Origin of the sequence: Streptomyces sp. NPDC049577 (assembly GCF_040675635.1) — a bacterium.
In the GTDB taxonomy this organism is placed as follows: domain Bacteria; phylum Actinomycetota; class Actinomycetes; order Streptomycetales; family Streptomycetaceae; genus Streptomyces.
The window spans coordinates 1-4,136 of the sequence record NZ_JBFAPH010000445.1 but is presented as its reverse complement, the minus strand read 5'-3'; the positions used below and the strand labels follow the sequence as shown (position 1 = coordinate 4,136).

The window sequence follows — 4,136 nt, the reverse complement described above, 5'->3', positions numbered from 1 at the left end:
CCGGGTGCGGAAGTCCTCGCGCTGCAGCAGCTGCGAGACCGGCACCTGGGTGAGCAGACCCAGCAGCTCCGGGAAGGTGTACGGCGCGAGCCACTGCCGCCGGCCGGCTGCCGGTCGTGCTGCTCCTGGCCGCCACGCCGTGGCTGCTGGACCGGGGCGTCTCCCCGGGCGCGCTCGTCGGCGCGCTCGCCTATCTCACCCAGTCCCTGCTGCCGGGCCTGCAGAACCTCATCCACGGCCTGGGCACCAGCGGCTCGCGGCTCGCGGTCGTCCTTCGCCGGCTGAGCGGCCCACCGGCGCGCGAGCCCGCGCGGCCCGCGGGGCCGGGCGCCCGCGAGCCCCGTACCGCCCCCGCGCCGGCCGTCGAGCTGCGGGGCGTCACCTTCGGGTACGGCCCGCACGCCGCCCCCGTCGTGCGGGACCTGGACCTGACGCTGCCGCAGGGCGCCCACCTCGCCGTCGTGGGCCCCAGCGGGATCGGCAAGTCGACCCTGGCGGGCCTGGTCGCGGGCCTGCTGGAGCCGCGCGCGGGCCGGGTGCGGGTGGCCGGCGTGCCGGCCGGGGCGCCGGACGCGGTGGCGCGGCGCGTGCTGATCCCGCAGGAGGCGTACGTGTTCTCCGGCAGCGTCGCCGACAACCTGCGCTATCTGAACCCCGGCAGCGGCACCGGCGAGGTGCTGGCCGCGGTGGAGGCGATCGGCGCGGCCGGGCTCGTGGAGCGGCTCGGCGGGCTGGAGGGGCGCGTCGTCCCGGAGCGGCTGACCGCGGGGGAGCGGCAGCTGATCGCGCTGGTCCGGGCGTATCTGTCACCGGCCCCGGTGGCGCTGCTGGACGAGGCGGCCTGCCACCTCGACCCCGCCGCCGAGGCCCGTGCGGAGCGCGCCTTCGCGGCGCGCCCCGGCGGCACCCTGATCGTGATCGCCCACCGGGCCGGCTCGGCCCGGCGCGCGGGCCGCGTGCTGGTGATGGACGGGACGGAGACGGTCGCGGGAACACACCGCGAACTGCTGGACCGGTCCCCGCTCTACCGGGACCTCATGGGCGGTGAGGGCCCGGGGGCGGGCGGCGGCCGCTCACAGCCAGCCGGCGCCCCGCGAGATGCGGATCGCGTCGACACGGTTGCGGGCCCCGGTCTTCCGGGTGATCGCGGCCATGTAGTTGCGCACCGTCCCGTTCGACAGGTGCAGACTGCGGGCGATCTCCCCGACGGAGGCGCCCTCGGCGGCGAGTGAGAGGACGCTCAGCTCCCGCCGGGTGAGCGGAATGGCGGCGGCCTCCAGGAAGCCGAAGCCGAGCGACTCGTCGATGTAGCGCTCGCCCTTGGCGACATGGCGTATGCCCTCGACGAGCCGGTCGGGTGAAGCGTTTTTGCTCAGGTATCCCAGGGCTCCCTCCTCGTAGGCGCGCCGCAGGGGCCCCGGCCGTCCGGCGGTCGCCAGGGCGAGCAGGGCGCTGCCCTCGTCTCCGGGGACCCCCGCGTCCCCGCCGCCGCTGCCGCCCGTCACGCCCCGGCGCGCCCTGCTACATCGGGCCGTCATCCCGCCCAGTGCCCCGATGCCGCGGGGGCCGCCGGCCTCGGGACTGTCCATGTCCACCACGCACACATCCGGTCGCAGGGCCCGGAAGGTGGCGATCGCCCCCAGCCAGGACGCGGAGGACACCTCCAGGTCCGATTCTCTGCCGACCAGTGACGCCAGTGCCGTCCGCAGCAGATAGGTGTCGTGTATCAGAAGAACCCGGATCACGTTTCCGCCTCTCCCCGTCCGTCGCCAACACCTCGGGCACGTCGGTACATACATACCGACGTGAGCCACTGTCCCGGGCAGGGATATTCAGTCCCCCGGGGGCGCGAGGGCGTACTGAAATCGGCCAAGTGCGCCCGGAGCGCGGTCAGGCTGTGGGCACGCGGAGGTCGATGAGCCGGCAGACCGTGTCGATGTCGATCCGCACCTGGGCGATGGAGGCCCGTCCGGAGAGCCAGGTGACGAGCGCGGAGTGCCAGGTGTGCTCGATGACCCGCACGGTGGAGAGCTGCTCGGGCGTGGGCGGCCCGGTCAGGCCCATGGCGTCGAGGATGATGGCCGTGGTCAGCCGGGAGACGGCGTCGACCTCGGCGCTCACCGAGCGGTCGGCGAAGGTGAGCGCGCGGACCATGGCGTCGGCGAGGTGCGGTTCGCGCTGCATCGCGCGGAAGGCCCGCATCAGGGTCTGCGCGACGCGGGCCGCGGGGTCCTCCTCGGTGGGCGGGCGGCGGCGCAGCGTCTCCTGCAGCCGCTCCAGCTGGTCCTGCATGGTGGCGACGAGCAGATGGACCTTGGAGGGGAAGTAGCGGTAGAGCGTCCCGAGGGCGACGCTCGACACCTCGGCGACCTCGCGCATCTGCACCGCGTCGAAGCCGCCCCGGCTCGCCAGCCGTGCCGTCGCGTCGAGGATCCGGCGCCGCCGGGCCTCCTGGCGCGCGGTGAGCGGCGCAGTGGCGGTGGCCGGCTTCGGGTCTGCGGTCATCTGTCCCACTTCGGTGGCGGTCGGCGATGCGCGTGCACGGCGGCAGGGCTCGGCACAGTGACGCGAATCACTGGAACGTGTTCTAGATTAGCGCGCCCTCCCGCGTCTTCGCTGCCGTTCGTGCAGGGTGCGGGCTGTTCGAGGGGGCGGACGGGGCGTCCGGCGGGAGTGCGCGCGGAGCCGTGCGCCGGGTGCGGAATATCAAATTCCGTGGGCTGACTTCACGTCAAAGTCCGTCAGGTTTGCTTAACTTGCCGTCGATTTTTGCCAGACCTCGATCAAGTCCGACCGCGATCGACCATGATCGTCGGTCCGTGGAAATTCCGGAGGACGGCCGTGACCACCGAGGTGCCCTCGTTTCCCTTCACCCATGACGACATGCTCCAGCCGCCCTGCGAGTACGCGCGGCTGCGCGCCACCGACCCGGTGACGCAGGTCGTCCTCCCCAGCGGGGACAAGGCCTGGCTGGTCACCCGCTACGAGTACGCCCGCACCGTCTTCGCCGACCGCCGGTTCGTGCGCATCGGCGAGGACGCGGCCCGCCTCACCGAGGACGGCGGGCTCGACGACGCGCTGAACTCCCGCCCCGGCAAGCTCTCCGACCACGAGCGCTGGCGCAGCATCGTCGGCAAGGCGTTCACGCCCCGCTACGTCGAGGAGCTGCGGCCCCGCGTCGAGCGCGTCGTCGACACCCTCCTCGACGCGATGGAGGAGCAGGGGCCGCCCGCCGACCTGGTCGAGGACTACCACTTCCCCCTCCCCATGGAGGTCATCTGCGAGCTGCTCGGGGTGCCCAACGACCGGCAGGACGACTTCCGCCGCTGGGCCAGCGAGTCCGTCACCCTCAGCGGCCGCACCGCCGAGGACGTCGCCCGGCTCAACCAGGAGATGGAGGGGTTCTTCCAGGAGCTCATCGAGCGCAAGCGCACCGAGGGCGGCGACGACCTGCTGACCCGGCTGGTGCACCTGCACGACAGCGACGCGGGCCGGCTCACCGAGGCGGAGCTGCTGGTGACGGCCCACGGCCTGTTCATCGCCGGGTACGAGACCACCGGCAACGCCCTGGGCAAGGGCATGTACGCGCTCTTCCGCAACCCCGCACAGCTCGCCGCCCTGCACGCCGACCCGTCCCTGGTGCCCGGCGCGGTCGAGGAGATGCTGCGCTACGCCCCGCTGGACTCCGGCTACGGCATCCCGCGCTACGCCCTGCGGGACGTCGAGCTGGGCGACACCGTCATACCCGCCGGCGCGACGGTCGTCGTGCCGCACTTCGCGGCCAACCGCGACCCCGGGCAGTTCCCGGACGCCGACCGGTTCTCGGTCACGCGCGAGCCCAACGCCCATCTCACCCTCGGCCACGGGCGCTACTTCTGCATCGGGGCGCCCCTGGCCCGGCTGGAGATGCGGCTGGCCGTCGGCCGCCTGCTGGAGCGCTTCCCCGGCCTGCGGCTCGCCGTGCCGCCGGAGGAGATCCGCGCCCACCAGAACCTCATCACCGAGGGCCCGGTGAGCCTGCCCGTCACCTGGTGACGGCCCGCTGACGCGCGGAGGGGCGGCAGGGCTCCCTCGGTACCCTGCCGCCCCTCACACACCTGCGTGTCCGGCACGCGGGTGCTCGGGTTCACACGCTC

General features: G+C 73.6%; 3 protein-coding genes and 1 pseudogene. 2 read left to right on the top strand and 2 right to left on the bottom strand.

The window, feature by feature from the left end; translation table 11 throughout:
- Positions 1-116: 116 nt before the first annotated feature.
- Positions 117-827, top strand: a pseudogene (locus AB0K09_RS30565) (ABC transporter ATP-binding protein); the annotation flags it as partial.
- Positions 828-1,073: 246 nt separating this feature from the next.
- Here the strand turns inward: AB0K09_RS30565 and AB0K09_RS30560 are convergent.
- Positions 1,074-1,745: a response regulator transcription factor gene (locus tag AB0K09_RS30560; RefSeq protein WP_366068654.1), complete on the bottom strand. Its 672-nt coding sequence runs from the start codon at positions 1,743-1,745 to the stop codon at positions 1,074-1,076.
- A gap of 145 nt (positions 1,746-1,890) precedes the next feature.
- A complete protein-coding gene (locus AB0K09_RS30555; RefSeq protein WP_366068653.1) occupies positions 1,891-2,505 on the bottom strand; it encodes a TetR family transcriptional regulator in 615 nt (204 codons plus the stop codon).
- 336 nt (positions 2,506-2,841) lie between these two features.
- Between AB0K09_RS30555 and AB0K09_RS30550 the strand changes: the two genes are divergently transcribed.
- The gene (locus AB0K09_RS30550; protein ID WP_366068652.1) at positions 2,842-4,035 is read left to right on the top strand and encodes a cytochrome P450; all 1,194 of its coding nucleotides are present in this window, start codon (positions 2,842-2,844) and stop codon (positions 4,033-4,035) included.
- The last annotated feature ends 101 nt before the right edge of the window (positions 4,036-4,136 follow it).